The sequence below is a fragment of the Mycolicibacterium sp. XJ1819 genome, from assembly GCF_053483675.1.
The window spans coordinates 1-1,124 of sequence record NZ_JBEFST010000045.1 but is presented as its reverse complement, the minus strand read 5'-3'; the positions used below and the strand labels follow the sequence as shown (position 1 = coordinate 1,124).

Sequence of the window (1,124 nt, the reverse complement as noted above, 5' to 3'; positions counted from 1 at the left end):
GTGGCCGTGTTGCCGTCCAACTCGCCGTCGTTGGCGAGGTAGGTGAAGGTGTCGGTGCCGTAGAAGTCGCCATTCGGGGTGTAGGTGAACGACCCGTCGGCGTTGAGCTCCAGGGTGCCGTTGGCCGGCCCGTCCACCAAGACGGCGGTGAGGTCGTCGTCGTCAAAGTCGGTGTCATTAGTGAGGACGCCGCTGGCAACCGGCACGGTGAGGGTGCCGTCCTCGTCGACCTGATAGGAGTCGTCGACGGCGATGGGTGCTTCGTCGTTGACGGGGTTGACGGTGATGGTGACGGTGGCGGTGTTGCCGTCCAACTCGCCGTCGTTGGCGAGGTAGGTGAACGAGTCGGTGCCGTAGAAGTCGGCGTCGGGGGTGTAGGTGAACGACCCATCCGCGTTCAGGACGAGGGTGCCGTTGACCGGCCCGTCCACCAACACCGCTGTCAATGAGTCGTTGTCGTAGTCGGTGTCGTTGGCCAACACGCCTGGCCCGGTGACGGTGAGGGTGCCGTCCTCGTCGACCTGATAGGAGTCGTCGACGGTCACGGGTGGGGCGTCGTTGACCGGGTTGACGGTGATGGTGACGGTGGCGGTGTTGCCGTCCAACTCGCCGTCGTTGGCGAGGTAGGTGAACGAGTCGGTGCCGTAGAAATCCGCATCGGGGGTGTAGGTGAACGACCCATCGGCATTCAGGACGAGGGTGCCGTTCGAGGGTCCGTCCACCAACACCGCTGTCAATGAGTCATTGTCAAAGTCGGTGTCATTGGCCAACACGCCTGGCCCAGTGATAGTGAGGGTGCCGTCTTCATCCACCGTGTACGCGTCATCGGTCGTGACGGGTGCTTCGTCGTTGACGGGGTTCACCGTGATCGTCACGGTGGCGGTGTTGCCATCGGCGGTGCCGTCGTTGGCGAGGTAGGTGAACGAATCCGTGCCGTAGAAGTCGCCATCCGGGGTGTAGGTGAACGACCCATCCGCATTCAGGACCAGCGTGCCGTTGGCGGGGCCCTCCACTAAGACGGCGGTGAGGTCATCGTCGTCGAAGTCGGTGTCGTTGGCCAGCACGCCTGGCCCGGTGACGGTGAGGGTGACGTCCTCGTCGACGGCGTAGGCGTCATCAACCGC

At 63.9% G+C, this 1,124-nt stretch carries 1 protein-coding gene; it reads right to left on the bottom strand.

Annotated elements, in window-relative coordinates; genetic code table 11:
- A partial coding sequence (locus tag ABQE89_RS26230; RefSeq protein WP_448422153.1) for a cadherin-like domain-containing protein occupies positions 1–1,124 on the bottom strand: 1,124 nt, incomplete at both ends.